The 18513-nt window shown below is 50.8% G+C and carries 21 protein-coding genes; 8 read left to right on the plus strand and 13 right to left on the minus strand.

Features of this window, described 5'->3' with window-relative positions; translation table 11 throughout:
• Positions 1–4: 4 nt before the first annotated feature.
• On the minus strand, positions 5–1147 hold the full coding sequence (locus SE18_RS26320) for a GAF domain-containing sensor histidine kinase (protein ID WP_054537457.1): 1143 nt from the start codon (positions 1145–1147) through the stop codon (positions 5–7).
• A 106-nt stretch (positions 1148–1253) separates the two neighbouring features.
• Here SE18_RS26320 and radC point away from each other — a divergent pair, with 106 nt between their 5' ends.
• Complete coding sequence (gene radC / locus SE18_RS26325) at positions 1254–1949, plus strand: RadC family protein (protein WP_054537458.1); 696 nt, start codon at positions 1254–1256, stop codon at positions 1947–1949.
• Position 1950: 1 nt separating this feature from the next.
• Here the strand turns inward: radC and SE18_RS26330 are convergent, their stop codons facing one another.
• The 9 genes from SE18_RS26330 to SE18_RS26365 all read right to left on the minus strand — a co-directional run bounded on the left by SE18_RS26330 (position 1951) and on the right by SE18_RS26365 (position 11380).
• On the minus strand, positions 1951–3180 hold the full coding sequence (locus SE18_RS26330; protein ID WP_054537459.1) for a bifunctional 3,4-dihydroxy-2-butanone-4-phosphate synthase/GTP cyclohydrolase II: 1230 nt from the start codon (positions 3178–3180) through the stop codon (positions 1951–1953).
• Positions 3181–3210: 30 nt separating this feature from the next.
• Complete coding sequence (locus SE18_RS26335) at positions 3211–3957, minus strand: class I SAM-dependent DNA methyltransferase (protein ID WP_054537460.1); 747 nt, start codon at positions 3955–3957, stop codon at positions 3211–3213.
• Between the two features lie 28 nt (positions 3958–3985).
• Positions 3986–4597 carry a riboflavin synthase gene (locus SE18_RS26340; RefSeq protein WP_054537461.1) on the minus strand — a complete coding sequence of 204 codons (612 nt, stop codon included), beginning with the start codon at positions 4595–4597 and terminating at the stop codon, positions 3986–3988.
• A gap of 214 nt (positions 4598–4811) precedes the next feature.
• On the minus strand, positions 4812–6821 hold the full coding sequence (locus SE18_RS26345) for a DEAD/DEAH box helicase (protein WP_054537462.1): 2010 nt from the start codon (positions 6819–6821) through the stop codon (positions 4812–4814).
• A 17-nt stretch (positions 6822–6838) separates the two neighbouring features.
• Complete coding sequence (locus SE18_RS26350) at positions 6839–9019, minus strand: hypothetical protein (protein WP_152976781.1); 2181 nt, start codon at positions 9017–9019, stop codon at positions 6839–6841.
• A 159-nt stretch (positions 9020–9178) separates the two neighbouring features.
• Complete coding sequence (locus SE18_RS26355; protein WP_054537464.1) at positions 9179–9481, minus strand: hypothetical protein; 303 nt, start codon at positions 9479–9481, stop codon at positions 9179–9181.
• Positions 9482–9490: 9 nt separating this feature from the next.
• Entirely contained in the window at positions 9491–9637 is a 147-nt protein-coding gene (locus tag SE18_RS27675; RefSeq protein WP_160319562.1) for a hypothetical protein, read from the minus strand.
• 28 nt (positions 9638–9665) lie between these two features.
• Positions 9666–10925, minus strand: a complete 1260-nt coding sequence (locus SE18_RS26360) for a heme-copper oxidase family protein (protein ID WP_054537465.1) — start codon at positions 10923–10925, stop codon at positions 9666–9668.
• Between the two features lie 71 nt (positions 10926–10996).
• Positions 10997–11380, minus strand: coding sequence for a cupin domain-containing protein (locus SE18_RS26365; RefSeq protein WP_054537466.1), 384 nt, complete (start codon positions 11378–11380; stop codon positions 10997–10999).
• Positions 11381–11436: 56 nt separating this feature from the next.
• On the opposite strand from SE18_RS26365, the gene SE18_RS26370 reads away from it, so the two are divergent.
• On the plus strand, positions 11437–12105 hold the full coding sequence (locus tag SE18_RS26370; protein WP_054537467.1) for a Crp/Fnr family transcriptional regulator: 669 nt from the start codon (positions 11437–11439) through the stop codon (positions 12103–12105).
• Here the strand turns inward: SE18_RS26370 and SE18_RS26375 are convergent.
• Together SE18_RS26375 and SE18_RS26380 are read right to left on the minus strand one after the other, a co-directional pair.
• Positions 12065–12406 carry an ATP-binding protein gene (locus SE18_RS26375; protein ID WP_236707018.1) on the minus strand — a complete coding sequence of 114 codons (342 nt, stop codon included), beginning with the start codon at positions 12404–12406 and terminating at the stop codon, positions 12065–12067. The two genes, SE18_RS26370 and SE18_RS26375, sit on opposite strands and share 41 nt — an antisense overlap.
• Positions 12387–13775 carry a multicopper oxidase domain-containing protein gene (locus SE18_RS26380; protein WP_054537468.1) on the minus strand — a complete coding sequence of 463 codons (1389 nt, stop codon included), beginning with the start codon at positions 13773–13775 and terminating at the stop codon, positions 12387–12389. The genes SE18_RS26375 and SE18_RS26380 overlap by 20 nt, the downstream gene beginning before the upstream one ends.
• Before the next feature lie 237 nt (positions 13776–14012).
• Between SE18_RS26380 and SE18_RS26385 the strand changes: the two genes are divergently transcribed.
• The 4 genes from SE18_RS26385 (at position 14013) to nadA (ending at position 16498) form a co-directional block, all read left to right on the plus strand.
• A complete protein-coding gene (locus tag SE18_RS26385) occupies positions 14013–14231 on the plus strand; it encodes a DUF542 domain-containing protein (RefSeq protein ID WP_083470184.1) in 219 nt (72 codons plus the stop codon).
• A gap of 20 nt (positions 14232–14251) precedes the next feature.
• Entirely contained in the window at positions 14252–14689 is a 438-nt protein-coding gene (locus SE18_RS26390) for a hypothetical protein (protein ID WP_054537470.1), read from the plus strand.
• 15 nt (positions 14690–14704) lie between these two features.
• Positions 14705–15142, plus strand: coding sequence for a heme-copper oxidase family protein (locus tag SE18_RS26395; protein ID WP_054537471.1), 438 nt, complete (start codon positions 14705–14707; stop codon positions 15140–15142).
• Positions 15143–15370: 228 nt separating this feature from the next.
• On the plus strand, positions 15371–16498 hold the full coding sequence (gene nadA / locus SE18_RS26400) for a quinolinate synthase NadA (protein ID WP_236707020.1): 1128 nt from the start codon (positions 15371–15373) through the stop codon (positions 16496–16498).
• 82 nt (positions 16499–16580) lie between these two features.
• On the opposite strand, the gene SE18_RS26405 is transcribed toward nadA, so the two are convergent.
• A complete protein-coding gene (locus SE18_RS26405; protein WP_054537472.1) occupies positions 16581–16979 on the minus strand; it encodes a hypothetical protein in 399 nt (132 codons plus the stop codon).
• A 140-nt stretch (positions 16980–17119) separates the two neighbouring features.
• Here SE18_RS26405 and SE18_RS26410 point away from each other — a divergent pair, with 140 nt between their 5' ends.
• Complete coding sequence (locus SE18_RS26410) at positions 17120–17938, plus strand: helix-turn-helix domain-containing protein (protein ID WP_054537473.1); 819 nt, start codon at positions 17120–17122, stop codon at positions 17936–17938.
• A complete protein-coding gene (locus SE18_RS26415) occupies positions 17938–18513 on the plus strand; it encodes a protein-tyrosine phosphatase family protein (RefSeq protein ID WP_054537474.1) in 576 nt (191 codons plus the stop codon). The genes SE18_RS26410 and SE18_RS26415 overlap by 1 nt, the downstream gene beginning before the upstream one ends.

The raw sequence follows: 18513 nt of genomic DNA on the forward strand, positions 1-18513 counted from the left end.
GGATTTAACTCCCTAATGGCACGGCAATACAAACCTCAGTACCAGCGCCAAGGGTGCTTTTGATTTCAAGGCTGCCACCAAGCAAACGGGTACGTTCATTCATGCCAATTAAGCCAAAATGCTGAGGCTTGGCAAGAGTTGGGTCGAAACCACAGCCATTGTCGTGCACGCAAATTTCAATCTGACTTGGCGTGGCATGATATTCGATCACCACTTGGCTGGCTTGGGCGTGCTGGCGCACATTATTCAGGGCTTCTTGCACAATCCGCAACAAACCAACCTCAATTCGCAAGGGCAATGGTTGCAAAGCGCCAATCGTTTGTAATTCAAGGTTAAATGGATCGTGCTCGTGGTTCAAGGTTGCTAAGGCTTCGACCAAACTCCGGCCTTCCAAAGGCGCAGCCCGCAGATCGAGCACCGAACGGCGCGCCTCATCAAGATTATAGCGCGTCCATTGCAAGGCTTGATGAATTTTGGCGCGACCGCGCTCGGTTGCGCCAACCTCAAACAAGGCATCGGCGGTTTCGAGCTGCAACAAAACCGCAGTCAGGCCTTGGGCCAAGGTATCATGGATTTCGCGGGCAATTCGGTTGCGCTCTTCGACCGCGCCCAAGCTCAGCGAGCGCTCAAACAGGCGGGTGCGCTCAATCGCCATGCTCAGCAAATCGCCGACGGTGTGCAACAAGCGCAAATCAGCGGCGCTCAGTTCGCACCAATCGGGGCTAGCCACATTAAAAACCCCTAGTTTACGCCCATGGGCCATCAAGGGAATCGACGAATGGAAGCGTACTTCAGCAGTGCCTTGCGGCACATGGCGTAAACGGCTACAACGAATCACGCTGATATTGGCCGCGCGTTCCAAATCATCATCACGAAAGCGCTCCAAGCAATAACAATCGTCTTCTAAGGCTTGGGGATGGCACAACACCGGAGGCAAATGGTAAGCCGCCGCCAAATAATGGGTTGTTTGATCATCGCGCAGCAGCCAAACCCAACCAGTGTGCAAACCAAGCAACTCTGCGACCAATTCCAAAACGGTTTGCAACGCTTGATCAAGCTGGTTGCTGCGGTTAAGGGCCTCGGCAACCTGATTCAAAATCGTCAATTCATGGTTTCGGCGCGCCAACACCGCTGGATCATTGCTCATTATCAACACCTTTTTGGCCAATTTTGCCAAATTCATAGCCAAGCATGCCAAATTTGCCACCGTTGTGGCTCTCCACTACCAACCATTTTAGTGCGAGTTCGATAGTATGAGCAACTATTTTATCTCAATTAAGGAATTACCATCCAGCGAACAGCCACGCGAACGCCTGCGTGACTTTGGGCCACAAGCGCTGTCTGATGCTGAAATTTTGGCGATTTTGTTGCGGGTGGGTGTGCAAGGCATGAATGTGCTTCAGCTTGCCCAACTATTGCTACGCGAGCATGGCGGCTGGCATGGCCTGCAAAAGATCGAGTTCAGCGATTTATGCCGCATTCGTGGAATGGGCGAGGCCAAAGCAGCCCATATCAAGGCCGCGCTGGAAATTGGGCGGCGTTTGCTGCTGGCAGCACCCAACCAGCCGCTGCAAATCACCTCGCCTGCTGATGTGGTGGGCTTGCTGCAAGTGGAGATGAGCCATTTGGATAAGGAGCATCTGCGGGTGGTGATTCTCAATACCAAAAACCATGTGCTGAAAATCGAAAACGTGACAATTGGCTCGTTGAATAGTGCTAGCGTGCGCATTGCAGAGGTGTTTCGTGAGCCAATTCGCTTAAATGCGGCGGCAATTATTGTTGTGCATAATCATCCAAGCGGCGACCCAACGCCCTCGCCCGACGATATTTTAGTGACCAAGCAATTGATTCAGGCTGGGCAGTTACTCGATATTGACGTGCTTGACCATTTGGTGATCGGTCAAGCACGCTGGGTCAGTATGCGCGAACGGCGCTTGGCTTGGCTGTAGGTTATTCTGCCGAATTCAAATTCGACAAGGTATGGCCCATGCGTTCGCGCTTGGTGCGCAAATAGGCTTGGTTTTCGCTATTTGGGTCGGTTTCCAAGGAAAGTTGTTCGACAACGTGCAAGCCATAGCCTTCAAAGCCAATGATCTTTTTGGGATTATTGGTGAGTAGGCGTAAATCGCGTAAGCCCAAATCGGCCAGCATTTGCGCGCCCAAGCCATAATCGCGCAAATCAGCAGGGAAGCCCAAGCGTTCGTTGGCCTCAACCGTATCTAAGCCTTGGTCTTGCAGCATATAGGCACGAATTTTGTTGGTCAGGCCAATGCCACGGCCTTCTTGGCGCAAATAGAGCAACACGCCACGGCCTTCTTGGGCAATCCGTTGCATGGCTTTTTCGAGTTGCGGGCCGCAATCGCAGCGCAACGAGCCAAAAGCATCGCCAGTTAAACATTCGGAGTGAACCCGCACCAACACTGGCTCGGCGGTTGAAATATCGCCCATAATCAATGCTACAGCTTCTTTGGCTTGTTGGTCGGGCGTATCGATTTTGCTTTCGTAGGAGATAATTTGAAATTCACCATATTTAGTTGGCAAGCGGGCCTCGGCGGTGCGTGTCACCAACAATTCGCGTTCGCGGCGATAGCGAATCAATTGCTCAACGCTAATAATTTTCAGATCATGCTTTTCGCCAAATATTGCAAGATCAGGCATGCGGGCCATCGTGCCATCGTCGTTCATGATTTCGCAAATGACCCCAGCAGGATACAAACCAGCCAAGCGTGCCAAATCAACCGAGGCTTCGGTTTGGCCAACCCGCCGCAAAACACCGCCCTCGGCAGCGCGCAAAGGAAACACATGGCCAGGCCGCGAAATATCGCTTGGCTTGGAATTGGGATTAATCACAGTTTGGATGGTATGCGCTCGATCATAGGCTGAAATGCCAGTAGTTACGCCTTGCGCAGCTTCGATTGAAACCGTGAAATTCGTACCAAACTTAGAATTATTCGAGGTAACCATCATGGGAATTTCCAACTCGTCAAGGCGCTGACCAGTGATGGCCAAGCAGATCAGCCCACGGCCTTCTTTAGCCATAAAATTAATTGCCTGTGGCGTAACAAACTGGGCAGCACATGCGAGATCGCCCTCGTTTTCGCGATCCTCATCGTCGACGATGATCACCATTTTTCCTGCTGCATAATCTTGCAGTGCTTCTTCGATGCTTGCCAACGGCATAGCTTCACTCCTTATGCGACAATCAAACACTCATTGTTTGGTACAGACCCAAAGCCAGCGATGGCTGATCGGGGTTGGTTCAGTCAGCACGAAACAATCGTACACGGCCTCTATTGTAAACCCGTTTAACCGTAAAAGCTGCTCTAATATGGCTTGGCTATAGCCACGTTCTGCATGCTGCTCACTAAATCGCTCAAACAAGCCATCATCGCGCTGGGCAAAACCAGTTAGTTGCAACCACGAGATACAGCGTTCTGGCTCAAATTGCGAATGCATAATATGGACATAGCCATCGCGTTCATCGATTTCAACTGGCTGCCAAACATGCTCCAAAAAATAGGGCGTGTTAATATCGAAAATCCAGCGTCCGCCAGGCTCCAGCGCTGCCGCCACACAGCCAAAGGTGGCAGCCAAATCAGCTTCTTCAAGCAAATAATTGAGGCTATCGTAAAAACAAGTGACTAATTGCACTGGCGTGCTGACCTGCCAATCGCGCATATCGGCGCGCCGAAAACGAATTGAACGTTGCTGAGTTACGTCGCCACGAGCCTTGCGTTGGGCGACGCGCAGCATCTCGCGCGAGGCATCAATGCCCAATACATCCCAGCCCAAATCGGCATGCATCAAGGCCAACGTACCCGTGCCACATGCCAAATCGATCATCGAACGGCCAGCCACGGGATGCAATTCCAACACCCGTTGCAAATAATCAAACATCAAGACGCTAAAATGGAGCTGCCCGTCATCATAGTAACGGGCATAGTCGTTATACATCATTTATCGGTTCCATCTAGACAAATGGTGCTTATTCTGCAAGCATTTTGCGATCAAAACGCACGATATTTTCAACATACTTGGCCAAAATATCAACTTCGATATTCACCGTATCGCCAACCTGCTGTTGGCCAATAATCGCCCAGGCTTGGGTATGGGCAATAATCGCCAAGCCAAAGCTATCGTCGGTGGTGCGCGTGATCGTCAAGCTCGTGCCATCAACCGCAACAAACCCTTTTTCGACGATATAGCGCATCAAGCCTGGCGCAACCCGAATCGTAATTGCCTTGGATTCGCCCTCTGGCTCGATGGCGATAATTTCGCCAGTGCCATCGACGTGGCCTTGCACATAATGGCCGCCCATGCGTCGCCCAGCGGCCAACGCGCGCTCTAAATTGACTGCGCTACCAACCTTGAGCTGGCCCAAGTTGGTACGGCGCAAAGTTTCTGGGGCTAAACCAACCTCAAACCAATCGGTTTCAAAGGCCGTTACGGTCAAACAAACACCGTTGACTGCAATACTATCGCCTAATTGAGCATCGCTGGTAGCCAAACTACAGCCAATACGCAAGCTATTATCGCGCTCAAGGCCAGTATTCGCCACCAAAATTGTGCCAATTTCTTCAATAATGCCTGTAAACATTGTATATTCCCTTTAGTAAGAACATAGAGCATAGAGCATAGAGCATAAATTTAATTATACTTCATCAATAAGTTATAATCACTATGCATAGCATAATTATTAAATAGAGTAAAGAATATTTATAATTTAAGCAGATTCATTCTATGTTCTATGTTCTATGTTCTATGTTCTATGTTCTATGTTCTATGTTCTATGTTCTATGTTCTATGTTCTATCATCCCAATACACTATCCAACAAGGCGGCGTTGGTTTTTTCGGCTTCGTTGAGTGTATCGTTGGCTTTGCGCAACTCTTCGCCAAGCAATTCCATTTGGGCCCGAATTTCATCAAAGCTCTTTGAATGCAAAATAATATCAGTTATGCGTACTTCAAGGCTTTGTTGTTCGTGCATAAACGAAAGCATTGCATCAATTTCGCCAATGACGGTTTGGAACATATCGATTTTACCAGTCAGCACGTGCAAAATATATTCTTCGATTGTGCCACGTAAAATCAAGGTATAAATTTCAACAGGCCGTTCTTGACCATAACGATGCACCCGCCCAATCCGTTGCTCAATCCGCATTGGATTCCATGGCAAGTCGTAATTAACCAAGCGATGGCAGAATTGTAAGTTAAGCCCTTGCCCGCCACTCTCGGTTGATAAAAAGACTTGGGCTTTGCCATCACGGAAACGTTCAACCGCGCTGCGTTTTTGCATCCCGCTCAGGCCACCGTGGAAGAGCACCGATTCGACTCCGTGATCAGCCAAGAAATCGCGTAGGAATTCCAAGGTTGCCACAAACTCGGTATACACGATAATTTTGCTATCATCGTTCTTGACAATTTTCAATAATGTACGCGCTTTGGATGGAATCTGCATCTCATCAACGATTTTAAGCAAGCGATCCAATTCGCCGCTATCAGCACCATCCATCTTGCCCAAGCGTGCAGTCATTGCGCCACGTAACGTATGGCCAACAGCGCGCGGACTAGAAGTCATTTCTTTGAGCAACGTCATGAGCACTAAAACCAATTTTGAAACAACAACTTTACCATCGATGCTTTGCAGCACAATTTCGCCTTCAACATAGCGTTGGTAGATATGCTTGCAAAAGCGAACCATTGCATCGTGAAAATCGTGCTCATCATCGGTTAATTCAATTTCATGATGATGAATTAAGCGCGGTGGCAACTCGGTGAGAGTATTTGAACGTCGGTTGCGAATCATCACCTCGTTGAGCAATGCCCGTAAATGATCAACGTTACGCGCATGACGCCGATCTTCCATAAATAGTTTTTGGAATTGACGTGGCCCTTTGAGATGACCAGGCCGGGCAACCGTAATCAAATTATACAATTCGCGCAGCTCATTTTGAACAGGGGTTGCTGAGAGCAATAAACAATGTTTGCGATTCAAGTTGAAAACAAATTTATAACGCCCAGTTCGGTGATTTTTAAGCATATGACATTCATCAATCACCAACATATCCCAAGTTCGGTCGGTCAATGCTTTACGATAGGCGCCTTTAGCACGATCAATTGAGCCAACGACCAACGGATATTGGCCAATATCAGTATCATCGCCTAAACGATGAAAATTCATGCCAAACTTATCGTGCATTTCTTCGAGCCATTGCTCGGAAAGCGGCGCTGGGGTCAAAATCAAACATGTACGAATCATTTCGCGCAAATGATATTCTTTGATGATCAAGCCAGCTTCGATGGTTTTACCCAAACCAACTTCATCGGCCAAAATCGCGTTGCCATGCATTTCGCCCAAAACCCGCCGCACGGCACGTAATTGATATTCCTTGGCATCAATCGCGGCATATTCGAGCGAAAGCAAGTGGTCGAAACCACCTTTGAGGGTGTAATGTTCAGCTTGTTCGCGCACTGCCCAACGATCGGCTGGCGTAACGTGGCCACTCAGCAAGCGCGCGCGTTCGCCATCGGTTGGTGGTCGAAAACGCAATTCATTCAAAATTGGCGGCAAAGCTTGCAGGCGCGGCGGCGCAGCAACCGGAATCTGCGGGCGAGTTGCCCGAGTATTGGGCGTTAAGGCCGCTTCAAAATCGGCGCGGATCAAATATTCATCTAATTCAAAGCCTAAATGCAATAAATCTGCTTCAATTTCAGGCTGATCAATCTCAGGCAGTGCTTGCACAAGTTGGGTTAGCTCAAAGGCTGGCTCAGGCAAGCTCGCCAAAATCTCAAGATAGCGCTGGCGACGTAATTCTTCCATTGATATGAACCTATTTTCTACTGATTTGGCTTCTGGTCGTGAGCGGCTTCGCTTAAGCGTAAACGCGCTAAGGGCAACAATAAACTGGCATGGCTCCGTGGATCAAGCTCGGCTGCACGGCGCAAAAAGGCTACAGCCTCGGTTGGCCGCCCTTGATCGAGCGCTTCTGCTCCATAGGTCAAATAGAGCTCGACCAACTGTGGGTCGCTGGCCAATTGCACATAGATAGCCTCGGCTGGGCCATCGCCAGCGTTGGTTGGCAGTTCGGCCAACTCTGCTTGTTCGGCCTCGATTTCCTCGGCGCTCATGCGAGCAGTACGTGGAGCAGAGCGGCGTTGCGCCTTAATTTCTTCTTGGGCTTGACGCGCCACATCGGCAGCAACACTGACCGCACTCACCACCCGCCGCTTGGAGCGAGTGTAGCTGAAATTCACAATTGGCAAATCGCTGAGCGGGCCATTATCCATTTCCCATTCGCTAAGCAATTGCTCGGCACGTTCGGCAATTTGGTCGAAGCATTCGCGGGTCAATGGCGTATGATTGAAACCGCCAACTCGCGCCACATACAACAAGCCGCGGCCATCAACCACCCCGCCTGCATTCCACAACAATTCCAGCAAGCGCGTAGCTTGATCGGGGTTCATCGGCGTGCGATTGAAGGCTGCATTTGCCCGTTCAACATCGCCAAAATCGCTATACAGCGGCATCAGCAAATCGAGGCCAGCCCGCATCAACGATTCATCATTAGTCTGATCGAAAATGGTTTCGAGCATGCCCACAATGTTATGTTTAAGCAAACGCGGATCACGCTCGTCAAACCACGAATCGGTCTGTTCCTGGGCTTTTTGCGGAGTAAGACGGCTAAACGCTGCCTCTAAGCCTTTAAAACGCACCGACCAAAACACTTCCAAAGGCTTCACATCCTCGCCTGCCAGCCAATCCAAATACCACCAGCGTTGTTCTGGGGTTAAGGTTTTGTAGGAAGCGACGGCGTAGGTTGGCGGCGTTGGGGCATTCCATGGTTCTGGTGAGCTTGGTTGCTTAATCGGCAAACTACGAATCAGCACCGCATCGGGCGAGGTATTTTGGCGGCCACTCCAATAGGAAAAAACATCCCATTCGTTTTTGACGACTTTGACCCCAGGTACTTTTTGGATGCGATTTAACTTTTGCTCTAGAATCTCCTCTTCTTCCTCAGTCATCACATATTCAGCAGAGCCAGAGAGATCAAATTGAACCACACCGCCATCGCCCTTGAGAATGCCATCGAGCAATTCGAGGCCATCGAGCGGCGTGCTGCCTTTTTTGTTTGAGCGTACTTGCTCTTGGGCAGCGGCAGCCAAACCTCGAATAAAGCTGGCAGCATCGGAGCGATCGAATAAAAAGACCCCTTGCGAAAGCTCCAAGGCGCGGGCAACCCACATCACCAAGGTATCGCTATAATTCAGCGCAACCGGCATGGTTGGTGTTTGCTCAACCATCGTGCGAATGACGGTGGTCTGATGGCGCTCGCCCCAACGATCAGCAATATCGCGCATGGCTTGTTCGATCGTTGCGCGTTTGCCGCCTAAACCACGGCCAAGCTTGAAATTACAGCGCGAGGCGATATCAAAAAGCAACGGGCCGCTGGCTTCGATCGAGGCCAAGGCGAAACAGCGAATCAACACATCGGCGGGAATTGCATTTGAGGGAGTAAAAATGGTTAACCACTCGCCTAATCCATCTGCTTGTGAGGCTGCATAGGCCAAGGTCAAAACATTGCCAATTGAGCTTTGGGCCACCGCATCGTTGGTGCTCGAATCGTACAATTGGCGCATGGCCGTAATCGCCTCATCGCGGCGGGTGGTAGTTAATTCGGCGCATAAGGCATACAGCCGCATAATCCGAAACAGTTGGATTGCGCAACTCTCGTCGCCAGCCAACCAGGCAATATAATTCCAGCGTTGTTCTGGGGTTAATGAGGCATAGGTCGGCGAATAGGTGAAATAGCCGCCCCAGGTTACCCGCCCGCCCGTTGGCCGCATCACCGGAAAACGCACCAAATCGAGCATAATCCGCGTATCCAACATGAAACGCCCAGGCTGTTGATTAATATGTACTCCAACCAACGAACGGATACTCTCAGCCATCCGCTCAAATGTAGCCCGATCTTCAGCAGAAAGTGTACGTTGTGGAATAGCGCGAGTAGTGCGTGCCATCGTGGATTATGTCACCTCAAATTTAAACATCAGCGCTTATTGTAGCATATTTCTAGCTGGCCGTCAGAATTCACTCTCGCGGATTGAATAAATTTATTCAGGCTGCAAGCCAAGTGCAACCATTGGATAAGCTGCATTCGGCAGCCACAGCACCCGCACTCAGTAGCCTTCGTATTCGATGACTTGCCCAAGCGTTGCTACTAGTTCAAGCGCTGGCACATTGCTGCTAACCCAAAAACTCAATTCGATGCGCGCTGCTTGCTCTTCACTGTCCGGATAATATTCACCAAGCGTAATCGTTAAATAGCCATCGCCAACGCTCGTCTTGGGCGGCGCAATCAAAAGTTGTTCATGGGCAAAAGCTTCAATTGGCAAACTAGGGGCCTGTTCAGCAGTCAAACGAATCGCTACCTGAATTGATTGTTGCTCAATTGCGAGCAATTGCACTTGATAATTTGCCACGCTGATTGTTCAACCAAACCATAGCTTGCTATAATAATTAAAGATCGCTGGCTTGGTTAAAAAGCGAATCCGCACGCCAAGCGCTTGCTTTGGCTCAGTTGAACTATCTAAAATTTGCAAAACCCCAAGGTTCAGGCCTGGCTCACTATACGCCACAATCGTAGCCCCTGAATTAAAGGCTAGATTAGGATTTATGCGCCAAACGCCGCACATGCACTGGCTGATAGATTGTTGCCAGCATGCTCAGGCTAAAGAGCAGAGCTGCCAAGCCATGCAGGCTTGCGCCAAACACCAGCAACCAACGTGCCAATGCCACGTTTGCCACCAAACCAGCCCAACCAAGGTCAATCAGCAAGACCGCGCTAATTGCCAAAACCACTTGCCAATTGGCAACTCCGGCGAGGCCCAATGGCCGCCCCATAAAGCGCGGCAACATAAAATAGGCCATACCATAAATCAACATCGTCGCAAAGCCAGCTAAATTCGATTCAACATGGATTGGGCGAAGTTGCGCGCCCAAAGCCCGATCAAAGGCAAAGCTAATGCCAAAGCCGATGCCAACCGCCAAATAGAAAACCGCAGCCCGAATGCACCACATGGTCAAAGGCCCAATGCGCCGCGGTTGCACGATGTTCAATTGATTGGTTTGCTGCTTGGCGACGGTTGCTAAAACTGGAATCAACAACCAGACACAGCAACAAAGCGCACACAAAACCAAGCTCGCGCCAAGCGCAAATAAGGCTGGCAGATCAAAGCCCAAGCCAAGCACAATGCTCAGCAAGCCAACGTGATGCAGGACCAAGCCCGCCCGCAACCAGCCTGGATTGCGCGGCGCTTGACCCGACCAACGCGGCAATACATGGCAGCTAACCCCGATAATCATCAACATCATCCAGCCAAGGGTCAGCACATGCTCGGCGCTCAACAGCCAGCGGGCATGAATTAAGCCAAATTCACGGGCAAGAATTAAGCTCAGGGCCACAGGTAAACTTGCGCCCGAGGTTTTGGTCGCGAGGGTCGAGAGCCGATCGATCTGTTGTTGCTGCGGCGAAGCAGGCATACTTGGGCGCAATTTGGGGCTACGCAAGAGTTGGATAATATTCGCCATAAATAACCAACTGCCCAGCCACTCCAAGCCCAAGCCAAGCCGATAGCTCAGTTGGCTATACCACACAAGGCCGCTACTAGCCAACACCACGCCCAAGCTCCAAACCAACCAGTGCACTTCAAGCCAAGCTGGTTTGGTAAAGTTGCGGCCACTAAATACCGGAGTTGTATGATAATTAACCGCAAAAATACTACAGCTAATCCAGCCATAGAGCAGCAGATGCACCCACGCATCCCAGCGCTGCGGGCCAGCAGCCGTCAAAGCCAAATGCACAAGCGTAGCCAGCAACAAGGCTGCGAGGCCACTAAGCCAAAATAATTTACTATGCCGCGCCATACAAATTCTCCATTAACGAGCCGATCTAAGGCTAGTCTATGCAGAAAGTGCCTTCAGCACAGCGATATTTCTCACATGGCATTACGATTAGTGACGGTTGGAAACAGGCCAGCACGCCGTTGATGGCAACTAAAATAGATCAATTCGGCGCTGGTAGCTTGAATCGAACGAGCAGCGCCACGGGGGATACAGATAATCGAGCCAGCGCCAATCGGCTGCTGCACCAAATCGATCTCCAACATTCCTGTGCCTTCAAGCACCAACAGCAACACATCAACTTCATTATTTTGATGCTTGGGAATCCCATCGCCAAGCCGAAACCGCAACAAATTAAGGTTTAGTTGCTCGGTCGTGTAGCTCCACAACGGCCCGTCAATTTCGCTCTGGCTGCGCAGTTGAGCCAAATCCAGCGGCGCAAACGTACCAACAATCAATTGCGAAAGTAATGCATGCATTGGGCAAATTCCTTGTACTATGATGGGAGCGTTCTAGTGCAACGAGGATACTACAGATGGATCGAAATGCCTTATTTGCCCATGTCAGTTTCACCCGCGATCTATCGCCACCAATTATTGCTGCGTTGAGCAGCCATGCCTATGAACAAACCGTCGAACGTGGCAGCATTATTACGCTTGAGGGCGAGCCAGCCAGCGCCATGTATTTGCTGTATAGTGGGCGCATCAAGGTTGTGCGCCATTCAATCGAGGGCCGTGAGCATATTTTACACTTGGTTGAGGCCAATGATCATTTTAATACAGTGCCGATGTTTCGTGAGCCGCGCTGCCCCGCTACCAGCGAAGCCCTAGTCAGCAGCCAATTATTAGCAATTCCGCGTGAGCATATTCGCCAAGTTGCCCAACAATATCCCGAATTGGCGTTGGCAATCTTGGGCGAGTTTGCCAATCGCTTGCATAGTTTGGTTGGCTTGATTGAAAATTTGGCTTTGCATACGGTCAACGGGCGCTTGGCGCGCTTGTTGTTGCAACAGGCTAGCCTCGCCGAACACAACCCGCAATTAGCACCATTAACCCAAGCCGAAATGGCCGCCCATATTGGCTCAGTGCGCGAGATGGTTGGGCGGGCGCTCAAGGCCTTTGATGCCCAAGGCTTGATACGACTTGATCGCGGCATGATCGACATTATCGATCCCCAAGGTTTAGCTGCCCAAGCTGAGCTTTAGTCAATGGCTGGCTGCTTGGCGCAAAGCGAATCGCAAACGAACGACTAATTGCCTCAGTTGGGCAGGCAGCTTCGCAACGATCGCAAAAGGTACAGGCTTCGGGCTGGCTCAAGACTGCTTGTTGTTGCTCAAGCGTTACTGCCTTGGTTGGGCAAACAGTTTCACAAACTCCACAGGCAACACAACGTTGCAGATTGATCACTGGCAAAAACATCATCAACTCCGATCGTTCACTGGCAGCGCGAGCCAAAACCGGCGCTGCCAGCTCAATTGATGCTCGTTTAGTTTTTGGGGTCGCCATCGCCTGCTTGGAAGAGGCCCAAGGCCCCCCGACCCACAAAGTTGAACGCGTGAGTCACGATTGGATACAAGCCATCTTCGGCGGTGCGGAATTCGACAATTGCGCCTTGGGCTGGCGCTAAATCGACAGCCTGCGAGCCATAGCCATTAGCGGTTTCAGGCCGTAATTGCACGCCTTCTTTGATCACGGTGTTGAAAATTGTGCCAACCACGTGGAATGAGCTATCGATGCTTGGGCCTGCATTCAGCACAAATACCCGCACTGTGCCACCAGTTTTGACCTCGATTGGATGATCTTTATATTGGTTGGCAACACCGTTGAACACCACATATTCAGGCGCTGGCGCTGCCGAAGCAGCTTTTTCAAGGCTGACCAAATCGCCTTGTGGGCCGAGATACCATTCGCTTTGCACCAAGGCAACTTCGTGATCAACTGCGGGCAAGCCTTCTTTGGGTTCAACAATCACCATTCCATACATCCCATTGGCAATGTGATGCAGCGCTGGAGTCGTGCCACAGTGATACATCCAAACCCCAGCATAATTGGCTTGCCACTCGTAAACTTTATCTTCGCCAACATTGATCGAGGTCATTTCGTCGTTCCAAGCAACCTCGCTGGAGTGGAAGTCGATCGAGTGGGGCACCTCGTTGGAGCTTGGGTTTTTCAGGTGAATCCGCACGGTATCGCCAACTTTAACCCGAATGACGGGGCCGGGCACTGTGCCACCAAACGTCCAGACATGCTGCACATAGCCTGGAGCTACGGTCATATCTTTTTCTTCAACCACCAAATCAATCTCGTGGATGGTGCCTTCGAGCGCAGCAGGAGCTTTGGCATCGTACAACATATATTCTGGAGCCGACTCATCGGCGGCAATATTGCTCTCTGGCGCTGGCCCGCTATGGTCATCCATCATCGTTGGCGTGACGGCTGCATTGGCCGAGGCAACTTGAATCGTGCCTTTCATGCCAGCGGCTTCGTGGCCAGGCACTGCGCAAATAAAACTCAGACCTTCGGCGGGAACCGTCACATCGGCAGTCACCGTTTCGTTGCTATTAGCACTAATTTTGGTGCCATCAGGCAAGGTTATGTCGTGTGGAATCACACCATCATTGACTAATTTAATCGTATAGACGCCAGCACTTGGCACAGTCAGATTCTGGGGCTTGAAGCCCATTTCAAACGAATGAATTTCGAGCACTGCTTGGCTCGTTTGTTGACTCGTTTGCTGGCTCATGGCTTGGCTTTCGGGATTATGCGAAGCCGTTGGTGAGAGCGAACTCGTGCGACTTACTTGGTCGCCACAGGCGACGATACTGGTTAATAACAGACTAAAAATCACTACCATAGTGAATGATCGGCGGTTCATTGCGACGCTCCTTGCTTGAAAGCGAACCATCAATCGATGCTGGGAATCGCCAGTGATCGATATGCAATTGGATTAGGCCAGCCGTTGTAATTACATAGCCCTAGCTTAGAACCGCTGCAACGCCTTGGCTGTGACTTTTCTCGCATGCTTGCTGAATCCTTGCTTGTGAGAAAAGTCGCTGCTGGTTGAGTAAGCATCAGCTATTGTAGGCTCAGCTTTATTTTTGCAAGGAGCAACATGATGCAAGCAACAAGCTTAACGCCCGATGTGATCGCCGAAACAACTTTAACCAGTTTGGCTGATACCCACCCCAATGTCATGGCCGTTTTACGCGAGCATGGTTTTGATTTGTGCTGTGGCGGCGGCTTGAGCCTAAGTCAGGCCGCGCAAGCCCATAACGTCGAGCTTGCGCCAATCGTGGCCGCTCTCAGCGCGATTTTGGCCAAAGAAGCCTAGTTTGCAAAGGAGCCAAGACCATGCCAACGCTTGCTCGTTACTATATTCGCACCGCATTTGTCTGGCTGGTCTTGGCCTTCGCGATTGGCATCGCCATGCTCACCAGCCAGCTTTGGGCGCTCAAAACCAATCCCTTGGCGGCTTTGCAAATAGTGTTTTATCACGCCTTGATGGTTGGCTGGGTCACCCAATTAATCGTTGGCGTGGCGATTTGGCTGTTTCCAGTGCATAGCCGCGAGCAACCACGAGGCAACGAAAACGTAGCATGGGCCGCCTATGCCACGTTCAACCTTGGGCTTGGGCTGCGCAGCATCGTCGAACCACTGTTGCAATGGGCACCAAGCGGCCTCGTCAAATGGGCGATCGTTGGCGCGGCCTGTTTGCAAGTCGCCGCCTTGTGGTTGATTTTGCTGATGCTTTGGCCCCGAGTCAAAGCCAAAGTGAGCAAAGCCAAATAGCGCAGAGGTGCAATCATGCCAAAATTTAGTCTCTTCAGCATTCGCGCCAGTTTGCTCTATTTGGTGATTGGCGGCAGCGTTGGCGGCATCATGTTGGTCAGCAAGGCAATTGGGGTTTGGCCTTGGATTTGGTATTGGCGCACAGCCCACATTCACGCCATGCTGGTGGGCTGGTTGCTCAACCTGATTTTTGGGGTAGCTTTTTGGATTTTGCCACGGCTTGATGCCCATGGCTGGCGCGGCTCACCATGGCTGGTTTGGTCGGCGAGCGGCTTGTTGCAGGCTGCGCTGGCAGTGCTAGTTTGGGCCAGTATTTGGCCGTGGTCGGCAGCAATCGCCATCGCCAGCAGCCTCGAATGTTTGGCTGCCATTGCAATTGCCTGGCATTGCTGGCCCCGCTTGCAGCCATTAATCATCGAGCCACGGCCAGCCAAAACAAGTAAACTCGATTAATCCAGCTTCGTGTCCTTCGTGGTTAAAAATGCATGATCCTATATTTAGCTACCAGACTGGCCCCTGAACCCTAGCCCCTAATCCCTCATTTGAAATTGTCATCTTGACACTACTGATCATTGTGTTAGAATGACAATATTAGGGGCGTTTGCTGCGTCCCGCTCTTTTTCTCACGATTTATAGTGTCAAAATGACACTAATCGCATATTAACCCAATGGAGGGTCATCATGGCCGTCATCGCAGCCGAAGCAATTGGTGTGGCACACGAGCGTGCCGAGGACTATGCAGGGCTATCAATCGCAGAATTGGATCAACGGATTGCTGAGGCTAAGGCCAAATTGGGCGAGCGGTTGGTTATTCTGGGCCATCACTATCAACGTGATGATGTGGTTAAGCATGCCGATTTGAGCGGTGATTCCTACGGGCTTTCGGTTGATGCCCGTAAAGCTGCCGCTGAATATATCGTCTTTTGTGGGGTTCACTTCATGGCCGAAAGCGCCGATATTCTTGGGCGCGACGACCAAACCGTGATTCTGCCCGACCATACTGCTGGCTGTTCGATGGCCGATATGGCCGACATCGAACAACTTGAAGAAGTTTGGGAGGAGCTTGACGAAATTTTGGGCGATGCAGAAGCCCAGGTCATGCCAATTACCTATGTCAATTCAACTGCCGCCGTCAAGGCCTTTGTTGGCGAACATGGCGGTGCATGCTGCACCTCATCCAACGCCGAGCCAATTGTGCGTTGGGCCAAAAGCTTGCGCCCCAAAATGCTCTTCTTGCCCGACCAACACCTTGGCCGCTATACGGCTTTTGCCAAACTTGGCATTCCGCTCGATAAAATGTTGGTCTGGAATCCCAATTTGCGCTATGGTGGCCACACCCCAGAAGCAATTCGCGAGGCCGAAGTGTTGCTTTGGGCTGGTCATTGCTCAGTCCATGCGCAATTCCGCCCAGCCTATATCAAAGCATGGCGCGAAAAGCACCCAGAAATTAATGTGATTGTGCACCCAGAATGCACCTTGGGTGTAACCAACGAAGCAGATTATGTTGGCTCAACCGCCTATATCATCAAAACGATCAACGAGGCTCCAGCTGGCAGTATGTGGGCAGTTGGCACCGAAATCAACCTGGTTAATCGTTTGCAAAGCAATAATCCCGATAAAACGATTGTCTCGGTTTCACCGTTTGCCTGTCTTTGCTCAACCATGTATCGGATCGATCCCGAGGAATTGTGCTGGGTGTTGGAGAATTTGGTCGAGGGCAAGGTGGTTAATCAAATTGCCGTGCCAACCGCAATCAAACAAAAAGCCCGCTTGGCCTTGGAACGTATGTTGGAAATCGCTGGCAATTAACCGACCACAAGTGTACGTATCATAACAGCAGCAAAACCCCGCGCCTGCAGTGTCGGCGCGGGGTTTTGCATACGCTCATAATTTAGGCATTAACCAGCTTGCGGCGCAGCGCAATAATTTCGGTCTCGGTAATCAGCGCCACCAAAATAGCTTGCGCAATCAAGAAGCCATAGCCCCAAACTGTTGGCTCGAAGGTTGGCCCCACGATTAGCCAAATGCTTTCGGCCAGCCACAGCCCATTGACCACCACCACAAACCAAGCTGCCGCCCGACTGATCGTCGGGCGAAACGACAACCAAACCAACCACGTCACCCAAGGAATCAAGCCCAAGCCAACATACCACAAAAAGCTGCTTGGCAAGCCGAAAAAATGGGCCAGCGGTTGATTGAGACCAAGCAAACCAAGCATCAAGGTTCCAGCGCTTACGCCATCAAACCGAATCGCATAGCGTAATAATTGAGGGTGTTGTAACCAACGCATCGCATTGCTCCTTAGCATAAACTCAAATCCCAACAGGGTCAGGTTTCAAAACCTAGTTGCAGCATAGGCGCTGATAGTTGCTGGCACAATTACCTCAGAGGTAATCGTGGCAACTACCCAATTTGTGCTAAGATGTGGCTATGAAACAAGCAGCAATTGGTTCACTCATCCGTACATGGCGGCAACGACGCCATTTGAGCCAGCTCGATCTGGCCAGCGATGCCAATATTTCGACCAAACATTTGAGTTTCTTGGAGACTGGGCGCTCGCAGCCAAGCCGCGATATGCTGTTGCACTTGGCCGAGCATTTAGAAGTGCCATTGCGCGAGCAAAATGTGCTCTTGGTGGCAGCAGGCTATGCGCCGTTGTTCAGCGAGCGTTCGCTTGATGATGATGATTTAGACCCTGCGCGTGAGGCAATTCAGCATGTCTTACACGGTCACGAGCCATATCCGGCGATTGCGATTAATCGCCATTGGCAGATGATCATGGCGAATAATTGTATTGATTATTTTCTGGCAGGCGTTGCAAGCGAACTCTTGACCCCACCAGTTAATGTGCTACGCTTGAGCTTACATCCTCAGGGCTTGGCACCGCAAATCGTCAATTTGGCAGCCTGGAAAGCCCATTTGTTGGCCCGGTTACGCCATCAAATCGAGCTAACCGCCGATGGCTCGTTGAGCGAACTCTACCAAGAATTGGCAGCCTATCCTACCAATCAAGCGCATTCCACGCCAATTCCTGCCTACCATGAAACCATGGATATTGCCTTGCCCTTTGCGTTACGCACTCCACACGGTGTGCTCAGCTTTTTTAGCACAACCATGGTGTTTGGCACGCCAATCGATGTGACGGTTTCTGAATTGGCGATTGAGGCGTTTTTCCCAGCCAATACAGCAACAGCCGAGCTACTGCGCCAACTGCATGCCGCTAAAACCAGCTCACGAGTGAGCAATTAATGGCAGCGAAACATCCACGCCTAAGCCCAGCCGAACCTGAAAGCATGCCCACTGTGCCAATTCCAGCTGCTTATTGGGTGCTTCCAAATCGCTTGCTTGCTGGCGAACATCCAATGTTGCAAGATAAAGAACCACTGCATGTGCGCTTGCAACGCTTCAGTGCAGCAAATATCAGCCTTTTTATTGACCTGACTGAGCAGGACGAAACCCACGAGCTTGGCGATTATCTGGCGGCATTTCAGCAAGTGCAATTGAATCAACAACCAGTACCGATTCGTTACCATGCGCCAATTCCCGATATGCAGGTTCCATCAATCGTGCAGATGCAGGCGATTCTTGCGCGGATTATTGTGGCGCTTGACCAGCAACGAACCGTCTATGTACATTGTTGGGGCGGCTTGGGCAGAACGGGCACCGTGCTTGGCTGTTTGCTCATACAGCATGGCTGGGAATACACCGAAGCCTTGGCCCACATTGCTGCGTTACGCCAAGGCTCCCGTGATGAGCGTTATCCATCGCCCAGTAACGATCTCCAACGCCAGTTCATCGCCGATTGGCGCAACCACATCGTTTAG

The organism is Herpetosiphon geysericola, assembly GCF_001306135.1.
GTDB lineage: Bacteria > Chloroflexota > Chloroflexia > Chloroflexales > Herpetosiphonaceae > Herpetosiphon > Herpetosiphon geysericola.

Bases quoted from the DNA above. Each gene is read 5' to 3' on its own strand.
- radC (WP_054537458.1), top strand. From the start codon at position 1,254: ATGAGCAACTATTTTATCTCAATTAAGGAATTACCATCCAGCGAACAG.
- SE18_RS26345 (WP_054537462.1), bottom strand. From the start codon at position 6,821: ATGGAAGAATTACGTCGCCAGCGCTATCTTGAGATTTTGGCGAGCTTG.
- SE18_RS26375 (WP_236707018.1), bottom strand. From the start codon at position 12,406: ATGGCGACCCCAAAAACTAAACGAGCATCAATTGAGCTGGCAGCGCCG.
- SE18_RS26335 (WP_054537460.1), bottom strand. From the start codon at position 3,957: ATGATGTATAACGACTATGCCCGTTACTATGATGACGGGCAGCTCCAT.
- SE18_RS26380 (WP_054537468.1), bottom strand. From the start codon at position 13,775: ATGAACCGCCGATCATTCACTATGGTAGTGATTTTTAGTCTGTTATTA.
- SE18_RS26385 (WP_083470184.1), top strand. From the start codon at position 14,013: ATGATGCAAGCAACAAGCTTAACGCCCGATGTGATCGCCGAAACAACT.
- SE18_RS26365 (WP_054537466.1), bottom strand. From the start codon at position 11,380: ATGCATGCATTACTTTCGCAATTGATTGTTGGTACGTTTGCGCCGCTG.
- SE18_RS26360 (WP_054537465.1), bottom strand. From the start codon at position 10,925: ATGGCGCGGCATAGTAAATTATTTTGGCTTAGTGGCCTCGCAGCCTTG.
- SE18_RS26320 (WP_054537457.1), bottom strand. From the start codon at position 1,147: ATGAGCAATGATCCAGCGGTGTTGGCGCGCCGAAACCATGAATTGACG.
- nadA (WP_236707020.1), top strand. From the start codon at position 15,371: ATGGCCGTCATCGCAGCCGAAGCAATTGGTGTGGCACACGAGCGTGCC.
- SE18_RS26340 (WP_054537461.1), bottom strand. From the start codon at position 4,597: ATGTTTACAGGCATTATTGAAGAAATTGGCACAATTTTGGTGGCGAAT.
- SE18_RS26330 (WP_054537459.1), bottom strand. From the start codon at position 3,180: ATGCCGTTGGCAAGCATCGAAGAAGCACTGCAAGATTATGCAGCAGGA.
- SE18_RS26390 (WP_054537470.1), top strand. From the start codon at position 14,252: ATGCCAACGCTTGCTCGTTACTATATTCGCACCGCATTTGTCTGGCTG.
- SE18_RS26405 (WP_054537472.1), bottom strand. From the start codon at position 16,979: ATGCGTTGGTTACAACACCCTCAATTATTACGCTATGCGATTCGGTTT.
- SE18_RS26395 (WP_054537471.1), top strand. From the start codon at position 14,705: ATGCCAAAATTTAGTCTCTTCAGCATTCGCGCCAGTTTGCTCTATTTG.
- SE18_RS26415 (WP_054537474.1), top strand. From the start codon at position 17,938: ATGGCAGCGAAACATCCACGCCTAAGCCCAGCCGAACCTGAAAGCATG.
- SE18_RS26410 (WP_054537473.1), top strand. From the start codon at position 17,120: ATGAAACAAGCAGCAATTGGTTCACTCATCCGTACATGGCGGCAACGA.
- SE18_RS26370 (WP_054537467.1), top strand. From the start codon at position 11,437: ATGGATCGAAATGCCTTATTTGCCCATGTCAGTTTCACCCGCGATCTA.
- SE18_RS26350 (WP_152976781.1), bottom strand. From the start codon at position 9,019: ATGGCACGCACTACTCGCGCTATTCCACAACGTACACTTTCTGCTGAA.